The organism is Paraburkholderia sp. RCC_158 (genome assembly GCF_041355255.1).
GTDB classification, from domain to species: Bacteria; Pseudomonadota; Gammaproteobacteria; order Burkholderiales; family Burkholderiaceae; genus Paraburkholderia; species Paraburkholderia graminis.
The window spans coordinates 1-19,338 of the sequence record NZ_JBFUPM010000005.1; the positions used below are offsets into that span (position 1 = coordinate 1).

General features: G+C 65.3%; 16 protein-coding genes. 7 read left to right on the plus strand and 9 right to left on the minus strand.

The genetic code is table 11. The annotated features are described in order from the left end of the window. Nucleotides 1-141: 141 nt before the first annotated feature. From AB6809_RS11585 to AB6809_RS11605, 5 genes are all read right to left on the minus strand, one after another. Complete coding sequence (locus AB6809_RS11585; RefSeq protein WP_006046960.1) at nt 142-723, minus strand: hypothetical protein; 582 nt, start codon at nt 721-723, stop codon at nt 142-144. A gap of 117 nt (nt 724-840) precedes the next feature. Continuing rightward, nucleotides 841-1,185 carry a DUF1488 domain-containing protein gene (locus tag AB6809_RS11590; protein WP_029965663.1) on the minus strand — a complete coding sequence of 115 codons (345 nt, stop codon included), beginning with the start codon at nt 1,183-1,185 and terminating at the stop codon, nt 841-843. Beyond that, nucleotides 1,182-1,748, minus strand: a complete 567-nt coding sequence (locus AB6809_RS11595) for a DUF4142 domain-containing protein (RefSeq protein ID WP_029965664.1) — start codon at nt 1,746-1,748, stop codon at nt 1,182-1,184. The genes AB6809_RS11590 and AB6809_RS11595 overlap by 4 nt, the downstream gene beginning before the upstream one ends. A gap of 71 nt (nt 1,749-1,819) precedes the next feature. Continuing rightward, nucleotides 1,820-2,371: a type 1 glutamine amidotransferase domain-containing protein gene (locus tag AB6809_RS11600; protein WP_029965665.1), complete on the minus strand. Its 552-nt coding sequence runs from the start codon at nt 2,369-2,371 to the stop codon at nt 1,820-1,822. Between the two features lie 185 nt (nt 2,372-2,556). Continuing rightward, nucleotides 2,557-2,904 carry a hypothetical protein gene (locus tag AB6809_RS11605; protein ID WP_006046956.1) on the minus strand — a complete coding sequence of 116 codons (348 nt, stop codon included), beginning with the start codon at nt 2,902-2,904 and terminating at the stop codon, nt 2,557-2,559. A gap of 176 nt (nt 2,905-3,080) precedes the next feature. Here AB6809_RS11605 and AB6809_RS11610 point away from each other — a divergent pair, with 176 nt between their 5' ends. Next, complete coding sequence (locus AB6809_RS11610; protein ID WP_371026831.1) at nt 3,081-4,451, plus strand: DNA topoisomerase IB; 1,371 nt, start codon at nt 3,081-3,083, stop codon at nt 4,449-4,451. 74 nt (nt 4,452-4,525) lie between these two features. Here the strand turns inward: AB6809_RS11610 and AB6809_RS11615 are convergent, their stop codons facing one another. After that, nucleotides 4,526-4,822, minus strand: coding sequence for a hypothetical protein (locus tag AB6809_RS11615; protein WP_006046954.1), 297 nt, complete (start codon nt 4,820-4,822; stop codon nt 4,526-4,528). Nucleotides 4,823-5,059: 237 nt separating this feature from the next. Between AB6809_RS11615 and AB6809_RS11620 the strand changes: the two genes are divergently transcribed. From AB6809_RS11620 to AB6809_RS11635, 4 genes are all read left to right on the plus strand, one after another. After that, nucleotides 5,060-5,575 carry a PRC-barrel domain-containing protein gene (locus AB6809_RS11620; RefSeq protein WP_006046953.1) on the plus strand — a complete coding sequence of 172 codons (516 nt, stop codon included), beginning with the start codon at nt 5,060-5,062 and terminating at the stop codon, nt 5,573-5,575. Between the two features lie 202 nt (nt 5,576-5,777). Further along, nucleotides 5,778-6,188, plus strand: coding sequence for a DUF3175 domain-containing protein (locus AB6809_RS11625; protein WP_006046952.1), 411 nt, complete (start codon nt 5,778-5,780; stop codon nt 6,186-6,188). 162 nt (nt 6,189-6,350) lie between these two features. Further along, entirely contained in the window at nt 6,351-7,670 is a 1,320-nt protein-coding gene (locus AB6809_RS11630; RefSeq protein WP_029965669.1) for a sodium:proton antiporter, read from the plus strand. Nucleotides 7,671-7,737: 67 nt separating this feature from the next. Then, entirely contained in the window at nt 7,738-8,310 is a 573-nt protein-coding gene (locus AB6809_RS11635) for an aromatic acid exporter family protein (protein WP_029965673.1), read from the plus strand. 312 nt (nt 8,311-8,622) lie between these two features. Here AB6809_RS11635 and AB6809_RS11640 read toward each other — a convergent pair whose 3' ends face one another. Then, nucleotides 8,623-9,672 (minus strand): aldo/keto reductase, encoded by a 1,050-nt coding sequence (locus AB6809_RS11640; protein ID WP_006046948.1) that lies wholly within the window; start codon nt 9,670-9,672, stop codon nt 8,623-8,625. 241 nt (nt 9,673-9,913) lie between these two features. Between AB6809_RS11640 and AB6809_RS11645 the strand changes: the two genes are divergently transcribed. Then, on the plus strand, nt 9,914-14,575 hold the full coding sequence (locus AB6809_RS11645; protein WP_029965675.1) for a DEAD/DEAH box helicase: 4,662 nt from the start codon (nt 9,914-9,916) through the stop codon (nt 14,573-14,575). Between the two features lie 274 nt (nt 14,576-14,849). Further along, on the plus strand, nt 14,850-16,853 hold the full coding sequence (gene pdeR / locus AB6809_RS11650; RefSeq protein ID WP_006046946.1) for a cyclic di-GMP phosphodiesterase: 2,004 nt from the start codon (nt 14,850-14,852) through the stop codon (nt 16,851-16,853). Between the two features lie 73 nt (nt 16,854-16,926). On the opposite strand, the gene AB6809_RS11655 is transcribed toward pdeR, so the two are convergent. Continuing rightward, nucleotides 16,927-17,814 carry a crotonase/enoyl-CoA hydratase family protein gene (locus tag AB6809_RS11655; RefSeq protein ID WP_029965677.1) on the minus strand — a complete coding sequence of 296 codons (888 nt, stop codon included), beginning with the start codon at nt 17,812-17,814 and terminating at the stop codon, nt 16,927-16,929. A gap of 404 nt (nt 17,815-18,218) precedes the next feature. After that, the gene (locus AB6809_RS11660) at nt 18,219-19,322 is read right to left on the minus strand and encodes a malate/lactate/ureidoglycolate dehydrogenase (RefSeq protein ID WP_029965680.1); all 1,104 of its coding nucleotides are present in this window, start codon (nt 19,320-19,322) and stop codon (nt 18,219-18,221) included. Nucleotides 19,323-19,338: the final 16 nt, after the last annotated feature.

Consider the following 19,338-nt stretch of genomic DNA (forward strand, 5'->3'; position numbering starts at 1 on the left):
CGCTTCACTTCGTTCGCTGTGGTCAACTCACGATGGGACTTGCACCCACAAGATTGCGCCCATGCTGGGCGCACAAAAAAAAGGCCCGACATTAAGTTGTCGGGCCTACTCGCTGTTACGCAGCGCTCATACGAGCGTCCATCAAGCGCGCTTCTCGCTGTACTCGTTGAGCGGCACCGGCTGCTTCAACGGATCGAAGTCGGCCCAGCGCCCCTGCTGCCAACGGCCCGTTGCACGCTCGATCGACACACCGCCCGCTTCACGCAGCACGCGCGCCGCCTCGAGCTGATTGTCGGGCGATACGTGCACGGCGACGAGCACGCCCGAATCGCGCGCCTCCTGGTGAAACACCGCACCGTTTCCTGCGTCGCCGTCCTTGCGTGTGCGCCACATCGCGCCGGCAAGCGAGCCGATATAGGCGCCGACGCCCGCCGCGATCACAGAGACAAGCAGCGGCGCCGAGAACGCCGCAAAGATGCCGACGCCGATGATCGCGCCCGCCACCGCGCCGACCGTCACGCCAAGACCGGCGCCCTTCGGCGCGCCTTTCGCACCGGCGTCGGTATGCACGTCGCCGCCGATCGGAAAACGCGCATGCTGACCGCGCGGATTGACGAAGAAAAGCGTGACGTCTTCTTCGACGAAGCCTGCATTGAAGAGTTTTTGCGCCGCTTCCTCAGCGGCGGGAAAAGTCGTAAAGCGTGCTGCGACGATGAGTGACATAAGGCCTCCTTGCATCGTGATGCGTTTTTACAGACGACGCTCGCGAACCGCGGTGCGCCTTGTGGCGAGGAGTTGACGAAGACCGGCGGCGAGCAGCGGAGCAGCGGCGCGATGGACTCAGGCAGCGTTGCCGCGATCGGGTTCCATGCCTTCCACCCGGAACAGTCCGCTATGCAAGATTACGCCTTCGCCGTTGTTCTGGTCGAGCGCTTCGGCGCATACCGAACGGATCCGGTTGCGGCCCTTGTCGAAGGCCTCCATCAAGGCGCTTTCGAGCGGCGACTGCGCGCCGAAGTGATCCTCGAGCGCCTCGACGGTAATCGCGCAGACAACCGGTTCGCCGTCCACGCGCGCCATGAAGCGAACCGTCAGGTTCGCGCCGTCGAAGGTCGGCTTGTCGTCGGGGAAAGTGATCTGCATAAGGGAGTCCTCATAGGCAGGCCGCGGCAGGATAGCGTTCATGATGAAGAACCCTTCATGGTGCCGGCGAGCTGCTTCGCCATCTCGAGATGATGCTTGATGACGGGCAGCGCGCGCGCAGCCGCAGCCTTCAGTTGCGAGTCGGTGCCGCTCTGGGTTTGCTGCTGGAACAGATCGACCGCTCGCTGATGCGCCTCGACCCCGACCTGCTCGACGTACGCTTCATCGAACTGCTGGCCCTTGAGCGTTTGCAGTTTGCCGACGAGTGCCGAATCGGCCGCACCCGCCGCCGGCAGCCGCTTCTTCGCGGCCAGCGCGGCCATGCTTTGCGAGAGCTTTGTATGATCGGTGATCATCTGCTGCGCGAACTTCTTCACACGCGGATCACGCGAATTCTTCAACGCGATCTTGCTCGCGGCGATTTCGGTGGCGTCGGATTGCGAAGCGTCCTGGATGAACTGCTGATCCGCGGGCGAGAGCTGCGTGCCGCCCGCGGGCGCATCGCTTGCCGGGGCGTCGCTTGCCTGCGCGTGGACCGCGCCGGCCGACGCCACGCCAAGACCGAGCGCGACAGTCATCACTTGTAGGGAATACCGTAGTTTCATGCTTTTTCTCCCTTGCTTACGGAGTCACCGGCGCTGCTCGCTCGCCGCATGCGCGAATCGCGTTGCACCGCTCATGCCGCCTTGCGTTTCGACAGTTGCCCGATCAGCGCCTTGTTGAATGCGGGAATGTCATCGGGCTTGCGGCTCGAAATCAGGTTGTTGTCTTCCACCACTTCCTGATCGACCCATGTGCCGCCCGCGTTGCGAATGTCGTCCTGCAGACTCGGCCAGCTCGTCACCGTTCGACCCTTGATGATTCCCGCCGATACGGGCAGCCACGTGCCGTGGCAAATCACCGCGATCGGCTTCTTCGCGCTGTCGGCGGCTTTGACGAAGGCCTGCGCCTGCGGCAGCAGACGAATCGCATCGCCGTTCACCACGCCGCCTGGCAACACGACTGCGTCGTAGTCGTCGGCGGTGGCTTTGTCGAAAGTCGAATCGACGTCGACCGTGTCACCTTTGTCGACATGCTTGAAGCCCTGGATCTTGCCCGGCTTCTGTGAAATCACATGCACGGTCGCGCCCGCTTCGGCAAGCGCGCGTTTCGGCTCGACCAGTTCGGCCTGTTCGAAACCGTCGACTGCGAGTACCGCTATCTTCAGACCGTCGAGGCTGTTAGCCATTGCGTTTTCTCCTTCAATTCCAGTGCGGGGCTGCGCGCGTTCGACGCGGCGGCCTGCGTGATTTGCTACTCATTGACTATGCGGCAGCAAGGCATGTGCCTGCCGCCCGCGCGTGCCCGTCGATCTGGCTGCGCCGCCCGCTGGGCCGGCGTTGCGGCGCGTTGGGTGTGAACCGGACAGGTCGATTAAAGACCGGTGGGGTCCTCGTCGAGACCGTCGTCGCCGTCATCGGCTGCCGATGGCCGCACGATGTGATCGGGCTCGATATCGCGATCGGGATCGAGCGTCGAATCGCCGTCGGCTGCGGCGCGCTCGCCGGTGCCGGCGCGATCGGTGTCGCTGGCGAGTTCGGCTTCCCCGGTTTCGAGCGCGTGATTGTCCAGTTCAGTTTCGACGTCGAACTCGTGACGCTTCTCGCCGGCGACATCGCTGCCGCTATCGGACGAATCGCTCGGTCCCAACGTGCCCGTCGTGCCGGAGGTCTGCTTCACCACCTGTTGCGGCTCTTCATCGGGATTCAGCGTGCTGCTCATGGCGCTCTCCTTTTCGGTTGGGTTTGCATTTGCGTTTGCGCTTGCGTTGATACGTATGACGTTGTTCGCAAGGACCGTTCCGCCCGCGCACTCGCAGCAGCAGCGCCAGGCACCGGCCTTGCTCCGGGCCATCACTGGCGCAACGCGCTTCACGCTTGAAAGTTCTACCTGCGAAGATGGCTATGACGAACAGCACAACTCAAAACGGTCATGCATCGACCGACGACAGCGCGAAGCAGGCCGCGCCCGCCGCGATGCCGCCTGGTTTGCGCCACGCCGACGACAGCAAGCCTGGCTACACACGCAAGCGCGAGAAAGAAGGCTTCGCGTATTTCGACGTCGAAGGAAAACGCATTGAAGAGGAAGCGGAAATCCAGCGCATCAACTCGCTTGCGATTCCGCCCGCCTATGAGGACGTATGGATTTGCCCCGATCCGCGCGGCCACATTCAGGCGACCGGACGCGACGTGCGCGGCCGCAAGCAATACCGTTATCACTCGCGTTGGCGCGAAACGCGCGACGCGGACAAGTACGAACGCATGGCGGAATTCGGCCGCGCGTTGCCAAGGATTCGCGCCCGCGTCGCGCGCGATCTCGAACTGCCGGGCATGCCTGCCGACAAGGTGTTCGCGGCCGTCGTGCGGCTGCTCGATACGACGCTTGTGCGCGTCGGCAGCGTCGAATATGCGCGCGAAAATCAGTCATACGGTTTGACGACGCTGCGCAAGAAACATGTGAAGGTCGAAGCGGGACAGTTGCGTTTCAGGTTTCGCGGCAAGAGCGGCATCGAGCACGACGTCACGGTCGACGACCCGCGCGTGAAGCGCATCGTGCGGCGCTGTGCGGAACTGCCGGGGCACGACCTGTTCCAGTATCTCGACGACGACGGCACGCGCCGCACCGTCGGCTCCGCCGACATCAACGACTATCTGCGCCGTGCAAGCGGCGCCGACTTCACCGCGAAAGACTATCGGACGTGGGCGGGCAGCGTGTATGCGCTCGCGACGTTGCGGCGCCTCGTGTGCGAGAGCGCCGCGGAAACGCGGCGCCATATCGTCGCGACCGTGAAGGAAGTCGCGGGCCTGCTGCGCAATACGCCCGCTGTCTGCCGGCACTGCTATATCCATCCGGCCGTCATCAGCGCCTTCGAAGCCGACGAATTGCAGACCTTGCCGCCGGGCCAGTCGAGGCGCGGTCTGAAAGTGGACGAAGTGGCGTTTGCCGCGTTGCTCGCACATGCGGAAAAACGCGCGGCGAAACTCGCGCGTCAGGCGGGCGCGAAGGGCCGCAAGCTGCGCGAAGCACAAGCCGCCGACAGCATCAACGGCTCCATTTCGACGCTGCTTCAGAAGTCGCGTGTGATTCGCAAGGAAGCGAACAAGGCCGCGGCGAAAGCCGGCGCAAAAACCGGCCGGGCTGCTCGCGCTAAGGTCAACGAGGAAGTCACGGGAAAGGCCAGCCGGAAAGCCGGCGCGCGAAGCGCGCGGCGAGCCGCGGGGGAGCGCGTCGGCTCGCCGCAGTCCGCGGACAAACCCGCAGCGAGTTGAATCGGCTGACTTCGGACCAGCGCTGCGCTGCATGATTGCACCGCGTACACCGCGCAATTACTTCGGGCAACGAATCACATTTTCTCCTCGAACGCGGCCATCACGAGCCACACGTCGCGCTCGCCGTCGCGGATTTCCGCGGCCAACGCATAAGGATCGCGCGGATCGCAAATCTGCGCGAGCGCTTCATGCGCGATCTCGCCGTTGGGGAACACGCGCTCGGTCAAGGGCCGGACTTCCTGCTTGCCTTCGAACATGCGCTGATCCCTGCGATACACGAGCGTCTGCGATTTCCAGTCGCGAAAGCATTCGAGTACATGCGCGAAATCGCCGCCGCAGATGTTCGACTGATAGTGAATTCGGTTGTTCATGATGAGGTCTCCCACAGATGCGTGGATTCATGATGCTCACCATGAATCGAGCAATCGACATGCCGAGCGCATTCTTTACAACGCGTTCGAAAGCACGGCACCGGCGCAGGAATTTCAATGGGGCGCGCATCATTTACGCGGACCGCGCGAGCGCGTGGCAAACGCTTGGCGAAAGCGGACGAGGAACGCGCGTTGCTGCACTCGTCATCACCCCCAAACCTGCGAAGGAGACAGATCATGGTCATGCAAAGTCAGACGCAAGGCACGCAAGGCGCACGCATCGTCGGTAAAGGCAGCGCGACGGCGGAAGGCCCGGGCCCGGACGTAATGGCGGCAGACACACTCGACGACAACAGAGTGCTCAGCAGCGACGGCGAGGATATCGGCAAGATCAAGGACATCATGCTCGACGTGCGCTCAGGGCGTATCGCGTATGCAGTGCTTTCGAGCGGCGGCTTCCTCGGCATCGGCGACAAACTGCTCGCCATTCCGTGGCACGCGCTCACGCTCGACACCGAGCAGAAATGCTTCGTGCTGAACATGCCGGCCGAGCGCGTGAAAAACGCGCCGGGGTTCGACAAGGACCATTGGCCGTCGATGGCGGACGCGACATGGGCCACGTCCGTGCACCAGTACTACGGCAGCGAGCCGTACTGGAGCCGCGACCGCTTCGACATGCGCGATGACGCCGGCGTCGGCGATATTCCGGCAGGCTCGTCGGACGCGCCGGAAGCCGGTGGCGTGAAGCTGTAATCAGCGAGGCACGCGAAACCGCGCGGTTCGCTGCGCGGTTTATAGACTACGCGCCGGCATGCCGCCGTTGCGGCGGCCGGCGCTTTTAATTTCGAACGAGAGAACGGCGTCGCGAATAGCGCATCACGAATCGCGCATCACGCATGCAAAGCGAGTACGACCCGCAAACAGCACCAGACATCTGGCAAAGGAGGCGGCTCCGATGGCCACCAGCAAGACCACACGCAAGACGAAGCGCCCGAAGGCGCGAAGCCGATCCGGACGTCCGCCGCGGCAACGTCACGCGCAGGCTCATGCGGCGCAGCACAAGAAGGCGTCGCGCGCGAACGGCGGCAAGAGCCCGCACAAGTGGTCGCATCACGTGATGGAAACGAGCGACGCGATGGACCTCCAGCGGGACATCTTCAAGAACGGCAACGCGGACGAAATCGCGCAGTCGCTCAAACAGTCGTCGACGAAAAGCCGCCGCCGCAAAGGCACACCGTTTCAATCGGCGATGTCGATGCTCAACTTCTACATCAACCGCGCGGGCCGAAACCTGCCAAAAACTCGCCGCGCAACGCTGGAGCAAGCCAAGCGCAAGTTGCGCGAAGCGTTTGGACGCGCGCCCTGAAGCCGCTTTCGTCCGCATCCATTCGCCTTTCACCGCATTCATGCGCGCTCTGACGCATCATATGCGCTGCCATGCCCTCATGTGCGCGTGACGCATCAAGGCTTGCGCCCTTCCACCCCGGCCGGCACGCGCCGTTTGCGTGCCGGCCTTGACTGGATGCTCATGCACGAAACTTTGTGGTTTCTCATCGTCGGCTCCGTGCTCGTTTTCATGGGCGTGGCCGCGACGACGCTGCGCCGCCTGCCCGTCAGCGCGGCGATGGTGTATGTCGCGATCGGCTACGCGCTCGGGCCGCCGGGCGTCGGACTGCTGCATCTCGACATGGCCGCCGACGCGCACTTGCTGCGCATGCTCACCGAAGTCGCGCTGCTGGTGTCGCTCTTCGCGATCGGATTGCGCCTGCGCGTCGGCGTGCTCGACAAACTGTGGATGGTGCCGCTGCGTCTCGGCTTTCTTGCGATGCTCGCGACCGTGCCGCTTCTCGCCCTCTTCTGCGTGTACGTGCTTCATCTCGGCTGGGGGCCCGCGATTCTGCTGGCCGCGATTCTTGCGCCGACGGACCCGGTGCTTGCCCACGACGTGCAGGTGCATGACCCCGGCGATCACGATCTGTTGCGCTTCGCGCTCTCCGGCGAAGGCGGTCTGAACGACGGCATCGCGTTGCCCTTCGCGATGGTCGGCCTCGCGTTTTGCGCGATGCACGGCGCGGGCGCGGGCGACGTGCTCAACCTTAAACTCGCCGCGTCCGCCGTGTGGGGCGTGCTCGGCGCCATCGCGATCGGCGCGCTGCTCGGCTGGGTGACGACGCATGCGGTCGCCTGGCTGCGCACGCGCTTTGCGCATGCGCTCGGCCTCGAAGGTTTCTTCGCGCTCGGGTTGATCGGCCTGTCGTTCGGCGCGGCGCAGCTCGCGCACACCTACGGTTTTCTCGCGGTGTTCGCGGCGGGCGTGTCGATGCGCCGCGTCGAATATCGCGCGAGCGGCGGCACGTCGCCGCGCGAAACGATCGGCACCGTCGATTCCGCCGACGTCGAAGCGACCGCGTCCGATCCCGACAAGGCGCACGCGTTCATGACCGAGTCGGTGCTCGGCTTCACGATCGAGCTGGAACGTATCGCCGAAGTGATCATCATGGCGATGGTCGGCAACGTGCTCGCCACGCTCGCCGCGCCGCTCTTCACGTGGCAGGCGCTCGCGCTCGTCATTGCACTCTTCATGTTCGTGCGGCCGGCGTCGGTCGCGTTGTCGTTGATCGGCTCGGCCGCTTCGCCGACGCAGCGCCGTCTGATGAGCTGGTTCGGGATTCGCGGCGTGGGCTCGTTCTACTACCTCGCGTATTCGCTCGAACACGGGCCGGCCGCCGACATCAAGCCGCTCGTGCCGCTCGCGCTCGCGGTGGTGACCGCGTCGGTGGTGATTCACGGCGTGTCGGCGACGCCGCTGATGAACCGCTACCGCCGGCTGCGTCGTAGCGAAAGCTAGAATACGGGCGGCCTTTCGCCGCACGCGTACCTTTCGTTTTCACCAGCCTTTGCTACCTCGCCCGCCGATGACTCCTTCCGATCACCCAGCACGAACGAAACGCGCAAGCGCCGGCGAGTCGCTGTTCGCCTTCCTCAAATCGCTGCCGTTCGGCGAGCGGCTCGTCGAAGGCAGTTTGATGGCATTGCAGGCGGTGGCGGGCGCGAGCCTCGCGTTCGGCATCGGCCAGGCGCTCCACACCGAGCAGGCGTTCTGGGCCGCGATCACCGCCATTGCCGTGAGCCAGCACAGCTATATCGACACGCGCAAGCTGTCGCGCGATCAGTTCATCGGCGCGATGGTCGGCGGGCTGTGCGGGCTCGCGGGCGCGACGCTCGGCGACGGCTATTTCGCGGCCTACGCGGCGACGGTGGCGGCGGCCATCGTGATCTGCTGGATCGTCAACGTGGGCAGCGCGGCGCGGCTCGGCGGCATCACCGCGACCATCATGCTGCTGGTGCCGGGCATCGGTCCCGCGTGGGACAGGGCGATCCTGCGCCTCGGCGAAGTGACGCTCGGCACCGTGTGCGCGTTGCTGGTCGCATGGTTGATGTCGGTTGTCGAAAAACGCGTGTTCGGCGCGGGCGACGATGGGCGCTGAGGGCCAGGGTTCGCCGTTCGGGCCAGGCAGTTGCAGCCGGCGCGTTGTCGTGCGGTGGACGTCGGTAGCGGCGCGGCGTCACGTCGACGTTCTGCTGAAACGCCTTGCCAAGCGCCGTTTGCGATTGATAGCGCATCGTTTCGCCGATTTTCGCGGCGCTGCGCTGCGGTCCGGCGCTGCGGATCGCAGGCGATCGTTGATCGTCATACGGGTTTGCATGAGGAAATCCGTGCAACGGATCGCGCAGCGCGTTCAGCAGCAAGGCCGACGAGCCCGGCGTATCGACGAAGCGGCCGCACTTCACGCAAAGCGTCACACCAGACGGCGCGCTTCCTCCAGTTGCTTGCGGCGCGCCTCGCCCTGGCGCGCGAGCATCCAGCCCGGATACTCGGCGGGCAGCGCGCTCACCTGATCGAGCTTCGCCAGGTCGTCAGCGGTGAGCGCGACGCCGGTGGCCGCGATGTTGTCGTCGAGTTGCTCGACTTTCTTCGCGCCGACGATCACCGACGTCACCACCCGCTGATGCAGCAGCCAGGCCAGCGCGATCTGAGCGACCGACACGCGCTTAGCTTCGGCGATCTCGCGCATCGCGTCGATACAGCCGTACGCGCGTTCGCGATCGACCGGCGGGAAGTCGAACGTGGTGCGCCGGCTGCCCGCTTCACCCTGCTGCTCGCGGCCGTATTTGCCGCTCAGCAGCCCGCCCGCGAGCGGACTCCATACCATCAGTCCGAGGCCTTCGCTTTGCAGCATCGGCACCAGTTCGCGCTCGAGGTCGCGGCCCGCGACGGTGTAATAAGCCTGAAGGGTTTCGAAGCGCGCGAGCCCCAGACGCTCGGCGATGCCAAGCGCCTTCACGATCTGCCAGGCCGCCCAGTTCGACACGCCGACATAGCGCACGTGGCCGTGCTGCACGAGCGTATCGAGCGCGCGCACGGTTTCCTCGATCGGCGTGGCCGGATCGAAACCGTGAATCTGATACAGATCGACATGATCGAGTTGCAGGCGCTTCAAACTGGCCTTCACTCCGTCGATGATGTGATACCGCGACGCGCCCCGCGCATTCGGAAACTCTCCGGTCGGGCCGAACACCTTGGTGGCCACCACGACCTTGTCGCGCGGCACCTTGAGATTTTTCAGCGCCTGGCCGGTGATCTGCTCGGAGAGACCTTCGGCATAGACATCGGCGGTGTCGATGAAATTGATGCCTGCGTCGAGCGCCCGGCCGACCAGCCGCTCGGCGTCCGCCTGCTGCAGATCGCCGATCTGCTTCCACATGCCTTCGCCGCCGCCGAAGGTCATCGTGCCGAGACACAGTTCTGAAACGAAGACGCCGGTACGGCCAAGCTGGTTGTATCGCATTGTCGGAACTCCGTTGTGGATGAGTGGACGGGTTAGCCGTAAAGGGTACTGGAATTGGGTCGGGTCGGTTGGGTGGCGGGCGCAGCAAGTTTGCGGTCGAACCATCGACCGATGCAGCATTTGGCAAACCCCATCAAAACCTGCGAGACTGATTTCCCCATCCCGCGACTGCGGTTTTCTCGCAACGCAGGGGGTTTTCCGTCGTCTGGATATTGGGCATCGCGTCCCCATCTAAACACGTATGACTTCAGCCGCCACCGCCACCACGACAGCCGCCACGCCGCCCGCTGCGCATGCAGCCGAGCACGGCGGCCCGCTCGCGGCCTTCCACCCCGCGGTGGCCGGCTGGTTCCTGAAGACCTTCCCCGCGCCGACCGACGCGCAAGCCGCCGCGTGGCCGCAGATCCGCCGTGGCCGCTCGACGCTCGTCGCCGCGCCGACGGGTTCCGGCAAAACGCTCACCGCGTTCCTGTCCGCGCTCGACGATCTCGTCCAGCAAGGTCTCGCGAACCACGGCGCGCTGCCCGACGAAACGCTGGTGGTCTACGTGTCGCCGCTCAAGGCGCTTTCCAACGACATCCGCCTCAACCTGCAGATACCGTTGCAAGGCATCGCCGCCGAACTCGACGCGCGCGGGCTGCCGCCGCTCGACATCCGCACCGCCGTGCGCACCGGCGACACCACGCAGCAGGAGCGCAACGCGCTCCGAAAGCGCGCGCCGCACATTCTCGTCACCACGCCGGAATCGCTGTACGTGCTGCTCGGCTCGGACTCCGGCCGGCGGATGCTGTCGACCGTGCGTACCGTGATCGTCGATGAAATCCATGCGCTCGCCGGCAGCAAGCGCGGCAGCCATCTGGCGCTCAGCCTCGAGCGGCTCGACGCGTTGTGCGGGCGCCGTCTGCCGCGTATCGGCCTGTCCGCGACGCAAAAACCGGTGAGCGCGGTTGCGCGATTTCTCGTAGGCGGCGCGAGCATCGACAGCGATATTCCGGCTGATTGCGCGATCATCGACGTCGGCCATATCCGCGCGCGCGATCTCGCGCTGGAAATCCCGCCCGTGCCGCTCGAAGCGGTAATGCCGAACGAAGTGTGGGAGCGCGTCTACGACCGGCTCGCCGAACTCGTCGCGCTGCATCGCACGACGCTGATCTTCGTCAACACGCGGCGCATGGCCGAACGCGCCGCGCGTCATCTGACCGAGCGGCTCGGCAAGGAGGCCGTCGCCGCGCACCACGGCAGCCTCGCGAAAGAGCATCGCTTCGACGCCGAACAGCGGCTCAAGCGCGGCGAACTCCGGGTGCTGATCGCGACGGCGTCGCTGGAACTCGGCATCGATATCGGCGACGTCGATCTGGTCTGTCAGATGGGTTCGCCGCGCGCGATCGCGCCGTTTCTGCAACGCGTCGGACGCTCGGGCCACCAGGTCGGCGGCATGCCCAAAGGCCGGCTTTTCCCGACTTCGCGCGACGATCTGATCGAATGCGCCGCGCTGCTCGATTGCGTGCGACGCGGCGAACTGGACGCGCTGCGCATTCCGCGCGCGCCGCTCGACGTGCTCGCGCAACAGATCGTCGCCGAGGTGTCGAGCGCCGAATGGAGCGAGGACGCGCTGTTCGACCTGATGCGACGCGCCGCGCCCTACGCGGAACTCACGCGCGAGCAGTACGACGCGGTGCTGCGCATGCTCGCCGAGGGCTACACGAGCCGCAACGGACCGCGCGCCGCCTACCTCCATCGCGACGTGGTGAGCGGCACGTTGCGCGGGCGGCGCGGCGGCAAACTCGTCGCCGTGACTTCGGGCGGCACGATTCCCGAGAACGCCGACTATGCGGTCGTGCTCGAGCCGCAAGCGATCAACATCGGTACGGTTAACGAAGATTTCGCGGTCGAAAGTCTCGCCGGCGACGTATTCCAGCTCGGCAACGCGTCGTACCGGATTCTGCGGATCGAGAGCGGCCGCGTGCGCGTCGAGGATGCGCAAGGCCAGCCGCCGAACATCCCGTTCTGGCTCGGCGAGGCGCCGGGCCGCAGCGATGAATTGTCTTTGGGCGTCGCACGGCTGCGCGAGCAGATCGGGCGGCTGCTGGAGGCGGATGAGCCGACGGCGGCGGCTGCGCTGCTCGATGCGGACGAGACGGCGGCGGCGTCCGCGGCGCCGCTCATTGCGCAGTCGCCGAAGACGCGAGCGCGGTTGCAAAGCAAGCGGACAACGAATGGCGAAGCGCCCGCCGAAGCCAAGCAAGCCACGCAACCCACAGAAGTCACCCTAGCGACACAAACCCCCAACAACCCCATGCCCGCGCGCCTCGAACGCGCGATCGACTGGCTCATCGCCGAGCTCGGCCTTGACGAAGCCGCGGCGCGTCAGATCGTCGACTACCTCGCGCGGGCGCGCGCCGCACTGGGCGTGCTGCCGACGCATGACACGCTGGTGATGGAGCGTTTCTTCGACGAATCGGGCGGCACCCAGCTCGTGATTCATGCGCCGTTCGGCAGCCGCGTGAATCGCGCGTGGGGCCTCGCGCTGCGCAAGCGCTTTTGCCGCCAGTTCAACTTCGAGCTGCAAGCGGCCGCGACCGAAGACGCGATCGTGCTGTCGCTGACCGGCAGCCACTCGTTCGTGCTCGACGAAGTGTGGCGCTATCTGCATTCGGCGAGCGCCGAAAATCTGTTGATCCAGGCGCTGCTCGACGCGCCGCTGTTCGGCGTGCGCTGGCGCTGGAACGCGACGACCGCGCTCGGACTGCCGCGCTACACCGGCGGACGCAAGACGGCGCCGCAATTGCAGCGCATGCGCAGCGAGGATCTGCTGACGAGCGTCTTTCCCGAACAGGCCGCGTGTCTCGAGAACGTGGTCGGCGAGCGCGAACTGCCGCGTCATCCGCTGGTGGATCAGACCGTCGACGACTGTCTGCACGACGCGATGGACAGCGAGCGCTGGATCGCGCTGTTGCGCCGTATCGAAAGCGGCGACGTGCGGCTCGTCGCGCGCGATCTGCCTGCGCCCTCGCCGCTTGCCGCCGAAATCCTCAACGCGAAGCCCTACGCTTATCTCGACGACGCGCCCATCGAGGAGCGTCGCACGCAGGCCGTGCTCAACCGCCGCTGGACCGATCCGTCGAGCGCCGACGACCTCGGCGCGCTCGACCCCGACGCGATTGCGAGCGTGCGCGACGAAGCCTGGCCGCAGGCGCGCAGCGTCGACGAAATGCACGAGGCGCTCACGGGCCTCGCGTGCATCACCGAGGCTGAGGCACGCGGGAACGAAGGCTGGCCGCAATGGCTCGAGTCGCTCGCGCAGTCGGGCCGCGCAACCCGCCTGCAAATTGCCGCCGACGCCGCCGACGCCGCGCTGTGGCTGCCCGCCGAACGGCTCACCTGCTTCGCCGCGCTTTACCCGGAGCCGGACGGCCCGCGCTTCGCGCCGCCGCTGACCGCGCCGAAGGGCTACACCGACGAGTGGACCGCCGACGACGCCCTCGTCGACGTGCTGCGCGCGCGGCTGACCGGCTTCGGCCCGCTGCCCGCCGCTGCGATTGCGGACACGCTGCGGCTGCCGCAGACATCGGTCGAACAGGCGCTCATCCGCCTCGAAGCCGAGGGCTATGTGATGCGCGGCCGCTTCACGCCGCAAGCGCTCCAGGCACCCGACGCACCCGGCGACGAATGGTGCGAGCGGCACCTGCTCGCGCGCATCCACCGCTACACGGTCAAGCGCTTGCGCCGCGAGATCGAGCCGGTCGAACGCCACGACTTCATGCGTTTCCTGTTCGAGTGGCAGCATCTGACGCCGGACACGCGCAGCGAAGGCCGCGATGCGCTCGCGGCCGTTCTCGAACAACTGGAAGGTTTCGAGGCCGCGGCCAGCGCCTGGGAGGAAGACATTCTGCCCGCGCGCGTGAAGGCATACACGAATACTTCGCTCGACGAACTATGCCGCGCCGGCAAGATCGTCTGGACGCGGCTCACCGAGCGCTCGCGCAGCGCGGCGGGCCCCGTGCGCGGCACGCCTATCGTGTTGCTGCCACGTCCACAGGTGCGCGTGTGGAGCGCGCTGATCGATCCGGCGCGTCAGCCGGAGTTGTCGCCGCGCGCGCAAGCGGTTCACGACGCGCTGTCGCAACACGGCGCGATGTTCTTCGACGAATTGCTGCACGAACTTCGCGTCTTGCGTATCGAACTGGAAAACGCGCTCGGCGAACTGGTGGCGGCCGGTCTCGTGAACTCGGACAGTTTCGCGGGCCTGCGCGCGCTGCTCAAGCCGGCCGCCAAACGCAATGCTTATTCCGGCAGCCGGCGTGTGCGCTCGACGGCGCTGATCGGCGGAATGGACGATGCCGGGCGCTGGGCGCTCGTCAACCGCCCGATTCCGGCGGCCGTCGGCGCGAACGAGACGCCGCCGCAATCACTGCAAAGTCAGCGGCGGCGCACGTTGCCGCCCGAGATCGTCGAACATGTCGCGATGACGTTGCTGCGGCGCTACGGCGTCGTTTTCTGGCGCCTGCTCGAGCGCGAAGTCGATTGGCTGCCGCCGTGGCGCGATCTGCTTCGTGTGTATCAGCGGCTCGAAGCGCGCGGCGTGATTCGCGGCGGCCGCTTCGTCAATGGATTGGCCGGCGAGCAATTCGCGTTGCCCGAAGCGATTCCGTTGCTGCGCGAAGTACGAAGGCATGCGAACGATGGTGCTTTTGTGTGCGTCGGCGGCACCGATCCGTTGAATCTGGCGGGCACGCTGCTGGTCGGGCAACGGGTGCCGGCTGTGGCCGGCAACCGCGTTCTGTATCGTGACGGCGTCGTCGTGGCCACGCTGGTGGCGGGCGCGTTCTGGTTCGACGCGTCGCTCGAAGCAAGCCCGGCTGAGCGCGAGCGCGCGCGGAGCTGGCTGACGCGGCGCTTCTGATGCCTGGCGCCGCGTAAGCGGCGTGAGCCGCATCAGCCGCGGGCGCCGCGCGCCGGATGCGCCGTGCGCGACGCCCCGATGTAAAGAATGCCTCTCCACCCACTCCCCACTCCCTTTTACCGATCGACGCGCGCGCCACACAACCGCGCGTCCTTCATTGTTTTATGGCCCGAATTTCAGTGGCTTCGCTACAATGGGCCCGTCTTTAAGTATGATGAAGACTGTCTGCCGCTATCCGCCATCAGGGCCGAACGGCACACCGCCCGGGGATTCCATGAATGACGACCAACACGAGCAGGTGCTTTTTGCGCAGTTCGGCACAAGCAGCCCTTGCTGGCGTCTGTCGAGCGACAGCAACGCGCTCGAACTGACGCCAGTCACCGGGGACGTGCCGGCCAACGTGGCCATTCCGCTGAATCCCCAGCAGGCATCGCAAATCCGTTGCCTCACGGGCATCACCTCGCATGTGGTTCTCGACGTTCGCCTGTTCGGCGAGCCGCTGCGCCTGCATCTCGTCGGCAGAAAAATCAACAGCATCAGTTGGGCGGGCACGGCCTCGGCTTATGACGACACGGAGTCGGTCGCGCGCGATCTGATGCATGGTTTGTCGTTCGCCGAGCAGGTCGTGTCGGAAGTGAATTCAGTGGTCGTGATCGTCGACCGGCATGGGCGAATCCAGCGCTTTAACCGCCTCGCCGAAGAACTGACGGGCGTGAAGGAAGAGAACATCATCGGGCGCAATGTGTGGGCGCTGTTCATGTCCTCGGAAGACGGCGCGGCGTCGAGCCAGAACATTGCGGGCTTCTTCAATCGCGGCGTGTCGTATGAAGTCGAGCGGCGCGTGAAGACGCTGCACGGCGAGCGGCTCTTCCTGTTTCGCAACAAGTTCGTGCAAAGCGGCAGCGGCATCGACGAGCAATATCTGATCTGCTCGGGCACCGACATCACCGAAGAACGTCTCGCGCAGGAACGCCTGAGGCAACTCGCCAACACCGACTCGCTCACCGGCCTGCCGAATCGCAATGCGATTCAGGACTACATTCGCACCGCGATCGAAGAAGCGGCGCCGGGCGAATCGGTGGGCGTGCTGTTTCTCGATCTCGACAACTTCAAGAAGGTCAACGATCACTACGGCCACGTATTCGGCGACCGTCTGATTCGCGACGTGTCGGCCGCCATCGGCATGTGCCTGAACGAAGGCGACACGCTCGCGCGGCTCGGCGGCGACGAGTTCATCGTGCTTGCGGCAAAAGGCACGGCGCACGAACTCGAAGCGACCGCGCAGCGCATCCTCGAACGCATGCGTACGCCGTTCAGCCTCGGGCTCGTCGAAGTCTATACGGGCTGCTCGATCGGCATCGCGCGCTATCCGGAACACGGCGACAACCTGGAGTCGCTGATCCGCTCGGCCGATACCGCCATGTACGTCGCCAAGGACGAAGGCAAGCGCACGCATCGCGTGTTCTCGCCGGAGATGAACCGCAAGGTCGCCGAGTACATGTGGCTCGACACGAACTTGCGGCGCGGCCTCGACGAAGGCCAACTGACGCTGCACTATCAGCCGAAGCTGGTGCTTTCAACCGGCGTGGTGCAAGGCGTGGAAGCGCTGGTGCGCTGGAATTCGCCGGAGCGCGGGCAGATCATGCCGGCCGAATTCATTCGTTATGCCGAGGAGTCGGGACTGATCGGCGTGCTCGGCCGCTGGGTCATGGAAACGGCCGCCAAACAGGCCGCCAAATGGAAAGCGGACGGCTACAACCTGCGCATCGCCATCAACGTGTCGGCGCGGCAACTGGTGGACACCGCCGTGGTCCGGCACTTCACCGAAGCGCTCGCCGCGGCCAATCTCGAACCCTGCCTCGTCGATGTCGAGTTGACCGAGAGCTGCCTGATCGAAGACGAAGCCGCGGCCATCGACCTCATCAAGCACTTCCGCCAGATCGGCGCGCAGGTGCATCTGGACGACTTCGGCACCGGCTATTCGTCGCTGTCGCAACTGGGCCGCATTCCGCTCGACGTCATCAAGCTCGACCGCAGCTTCGTGCGCTCGATCAACGCCGATACGAAAGCGCAAGCGCTGGTGCGCTCGATGGTCGTGGTCGCGCAGGAACTCGGCTTCAAGGTGGTCGCCGAAGGCATCGAGACCGAATCGGAAGAGGCCTTCATGAAGGGGCTGGGCGTTGAGTACGTGCAAGGCTATCTGTACGCTCACCCGATGCCCGCCGCCGATTTCGAACGCTGGTTGCAGGACCGGCAGAAGCTCAGGCTGATCGCCTGAGCCTGTCAGCCGCGACGGGCAGGGCGGGCCGCATCGCGATTGAGTGCGCTTGAATGCGCTTGGTGCGATAGAGTCAGCCGAAATTGGCCGCGCTCGCGGCCGTCTGCCGCAGGTTGGACGTGCGGCGGTTTTGCAGCATCACGAGCCGTTCCATGAAGGCAAGGTCTTTCTCTTCGATCATGAACGCGGCGTCGACCCAATCCTCGGTGATCTCCATCAACTCGGCGCGCGGCAGTTGCAGCACGCGCTGACGTGCACGCAGCATCGCGCGGATGCCGTTCATTTTCGGCTTGAGCGTGTCGATGAACGTGCGGGTCGCCACATACGCGTCGCCCGGTTCGAACAACTGATCGACGAGCCCTTTTTCCTGATGCCACTCGGCCGTATGCGATTCGCCGCCGCCGATCAGTTCCTCGGCGAGGCGCATGCCGGCCTTGCGCGCCACGAGCGAATAGCCGCCCATGCCGGGGAACAGATTGAAGGCGATTTCGGGGAAGCCCATGCGCGCGTCCGACTGCGCGAGCAGGAAGTGATGCGCGAGCGCCGCCTCGAAGCCGCCGCCGAGCGCGGTGCCCTCCACCATTGCAATCGAGATCGCGCCGGTGTCGAAACCGCGCGCCGCCGCATGAACGCAGTCGACGCAAGCGCGTGCGTAGGCCATCAGCGCCTGACGCTTGCCCGAGCGGATCGCGTCGGCGAAGAAATCGAGGTCGCCGCCCACGTTGTAGATGTTCGGAATCAGCGAACCCGTCACCCAGAAATCGATCGGCAAGCCCGACTCGCGCGCTGCCTGCGCGAGCCCGAGAATGTCGTGCACCAGATCGAGATTGAAACAGGGACGCGGCTGCGCACGCAGCATCATCCACATGACATTGCGGCCTTCTTCGTAGTAAGCGGCGATTTGCGACAGATTGCCGGCTTCGAGGAACGGGCGGCAGGCGTGGTGGTTATGCAGATTCATTTTGAACGGTCCTTTAAGGTTAAACACTGATATTGCAGTGCGAGCCTAAAACAGACCGGAATCCGATGGGAGCGGGATAACCAACAGAGCAACGCAAGGAAATGTCAAACCCTTGCGCGGCGGGCGTCGCAGCGGGGCGATTCCGTGCCGTGACGTGCGCTGGCGCGCAAACGCTTGCGCGGCCAAAATGGTGCGAGATAGCGCGATGTTTTGCGCTATCGATGGAAAGGCCCGGTGGCGCGTGTGAGTGGAAATGCGCGTTGAAAAGGTGAAAGAAAAAGCAATAAAGGCCGATTAGACGAGCCAGTCGAAATTGCTGCTTGCGAATGGGGTTTTGTTGGTGGGGTGGCAGACGGAATATGTATATTGCATGAACGCGCAACCGCTCGTCGGCATGATGAAGGCTATTGGAGCAACGCCGACCAGCGCGCGACTTCATCCGCGCTCATCCCGACCGCGAGTGCCGCCGCGGAGATCTGCGTCCACGTGGCGGCGTCGACGGGAACGCCGTTGGCTTCGCGCTCCGCGCGCGTGACGCGTTCCGGTTCGCCCGGCTCATAGATGCGCTCGGTGCCCACCGCGAGCGGCGAAGCCTTGACCCATGCGATGAAGGCGTCGGCTTCGGCTTGCGCGTCGGGGGCAGCGAACGCGGCCGGATCGACGATAACCGACAGCATGCAGTTGATGATCGCGTTAGTCGTGCCGAGCGTGTCCGCATGCGTGGTGAAGCCGCCCGCGAGCGCGCCGCTGAAAATCTCGCACATGGCCGCGAGCCCGAAACCCTTGTGGCCGCCGAACGGCGTCAGCGATCCGAACGGCGCCTCGTGCATGACCTTGGGATCGGCGGTCGGCACGCCTTCATGGTCGATGAGCGCGCCGGCCGGCACCTGCTTGCGCTGGTTATACGCGACCCGCGTCTTGCCGTAAGCCACGGTGCTGGTCGCGAAGTCGAGCACGAGCGGCGGCTTGCCGGGCCGCGGATAAGCCGCGCAAAACGGATTCGTGCCGATACGGCGGTCGGCGCCGCCGAACGGCGCGACGAGCGGATCGCCGGCCACGTTGACGAAGTGAAACGACACGAGCCCGGCGCGCGCGCACTGCTCGGCCCAGTGACCGATGCGGCCAATGTGATGCGCGCCGCGCAAGCCCACCGCGCAAATGCCGATGCGCTGCGCGCGAGCGATGCCCGCTTCCATCGCCTCGAAGGCAACCACCTGGCCAAAGCCCTTGTGGCCTTCCACGGTGAGCACGGCGCCCGCGTCCTTGACGACTTCCGCATGCAGGTTCAGTTGCAGTTGCCCGTCGGCCAGCGAAGCCGCATAGCGCGGAATCATGCCGACGCCGTGCGAATCGTGCCCCGTGAGGTTCGCCGCCACCAGATGATCCGCGACCAGCTCGGCTTCGCGCGGCGCGCTGCCGGCCCGCTCCCAGATCGCCCTCACGTAGGCGTGCAGTTGGTCGGCCGCGATGCGGGGCGTGCTGGATCGAGCGAGATTGTTATCGGTCATGCGAAGTTAGGCGCTC

What these genes read in the sequence shown, in the direction of transcription:
- AB6809_RS11660 (WP_029965680.1), bottom strand. Translation starts at nt 19,322, where the DNA reads ATGACCGATAACAATCTCGCTCGATCCAGCACGCCCCGCATCGCGGCC.
- AB6809_RS11645 (WP_029965675.1), top strand. Translation starts at nt 9,914, where the DNA reads ATGACTTCAGCCGCCACCGCCACCACGACAGCCGCCACGCCGCCCGCT.
- AB6809_RS11615 (WP_006046954.1), bottom strand. Translation starts at nt 4,822, where the DNA reads ATGAACAACCGAATTCACTATCAGTCGAACATCTGCGGCGGCGATTTC.
- AB6809_RS11630 (WP_029965669.1), top strand. Translation starts at nt 6,351, where the DNA reads ATGCACGAAACTTTGTGGTTTCTCATCGTCGGCTCCGTGCTCGTTTTC.
- AB6809_RS11595 (WP_029965664.1), bottom strand. Translation starts at nt 1,748, where the DNA reads ATGAAACTACGGTATTCCCTACAAGTGATGACTGTCGCGCTCGGTCTT.
- AB6809_RS11600 (WP_029965665.1), bottom strand. Translation starts at nt 2,371, where the DNA reads ATGGCTAACAGCCTCGACGGTCTGAAGATAGCGGTACTCGCAGTCGAC.
- AB6809_RS11655 (WP_029965677.1), bottom strand. Translation starts at nt 17,814, where the DNA reads ATGAATCTGCATAACCACCACGCCTGCCGCCCGTTCCTCGAAGCCGGC.
- pdeR (WP_006046946.1), top strand. Translation starts at nt 14,850, where the DNA reads ATGAATGACGACCAACACGAGCAGGTGCTTTTTGCGCAGTTCGGCACA.
- AB6809_RS11590 (WP_029965663.1), bottom strand. Translation starts at nt 1,185, where the DNA reads ATGAACGCTATCCTGCCGCGGCCTGCCTATGAGGACTCCCTTATGCAG.
- AB6809_RS11610 (WP_371026831.1), top strand. Translation starts at nt 3,081, where the DNA reads ATGGCTATGACGAACAGCACAACTCAAAACGGTCATGCATCGACCGAC.
- AB6809_RS11640 (WP_006046948.1), bottom strand. Translation starts at nt 9,672, where the DNA reads ATGCGATACAACCAGCTTGGCCGTACCGGCGTCTTCGTTTCAGAACTG.
- AB6809_RS11635 (WP_029965673.1), top strand. Translation starts at nt 7,738, where the DNA reads ATGACTCCTTCCGATCACCCAGCACGAACGAAACGCGCAAGCGCCGGC.
- AB6809_RS11620 (WP_006046953.1), top strand. Translation starts at nt 5,060, where the DNA reads ATGGTCATGCAAAGTCAGACGCAAGGCACGCAAGGCGCACGCATCGTC.
- AB6809_RS11585 (WP_006046960.1), bottom strand. Translation starts at nt 723, where the DNA reads ATGTCACTCATCGTCGCAGCACGCTTTACGACTTTTCCCGCCGCTGAG.
- AB6809_RS11625 (WP_006046952.1), top strand. Translation starts at nt 5,778, where the DNA reads ATGGCCACCAGCAAGACCACACGCAAGACGAAGCGCCCGAAGGCGCGA.
- AB6809_RS11605 (WP_006046956.1), bottom strand. Translation starts at nt 2,904, where the DNA reads ATGAGCAGCACGCTGAATCCCGATGAAGAGCCGCAACAGGTGGTGAAG.